This is a genomic window from Bacteroides sp. MSK.20.82 (assembly GCF_019052485.1).
Classification (GTDB): domain Bacteria; phylum Bacteroidota; class Bacteroidia; order Bacteroidales; family Bacteroidaceae; genus Bacteroides; species Bacteroides thetaiotaomicron.
Genome location: NZ_JAHQUN010000142.1, coordinates 1 through 578, shown reverse-complemented (window position 1 = coordinate 578; position 578 = coordinate 1). Strand labels below are relative to the sequence as shown.

Genomic DNA, 578 nt, shown 5'->3' with positions numbered 1-578 from the left:
GTGCTGCGCTACAATCGTGTCAAGACGAAGACTCCCATGAGCGTTGAGGTTCTGGACAGTGCACAGGAGATGCTCGACCAACTCCGGAACCGGCAGTCTCCCCGTCCCGGCTGTCCCGACTACCTTTTCGGCATTCTTCACGGTGATAAGAAGAGGAAGGATGAGAGAGCCTACCGTGAATACCAGTCCGCTCTCCGAAGATTCAACTACTGTCTGAAGTCTCTGGCAAAGCGGCTGCGTCTCAACTTCCCCGTCACTTCCTACACGCTTCGTCATTCGTGGGCTACTACTGCCAAGTACCGTGGTGTCCCTATCGAGATGATCAGCGAGTCGCTTGGTCATAAGTCCATCAAGACTACGCAGATTTATCTGAAAGGCTTTGAACTGAAAGAGCGTACGGAGGTGAACCGGATGAATTTGTCTTACGTAAAGCGGTGCGGAGTAGGTCAGTGTATCTGATTTAGAAGCTTGATATACAGTGTTTATCGGTGTGCGTTACTTCTTAGGTAACGGAATGATTCATGGCGCAAAGATGGACATATTTATGAAAATACGCAAACAAAAATGAAATTAATTTC

General features: G+C 48.4%; 1 pseudogene. It reads left to right on the top strand.

Annotated features, from left to right (window positions below):
• A pseudogene (locus tag KTR07_RS28190) lies at positions 1 to 459 on the top strand (tyrosine-type DNA invertase cluster 3b); the annotation flags it as partial.
• Positions 460 to 578 lie beyond the last annotated feature (119 nt).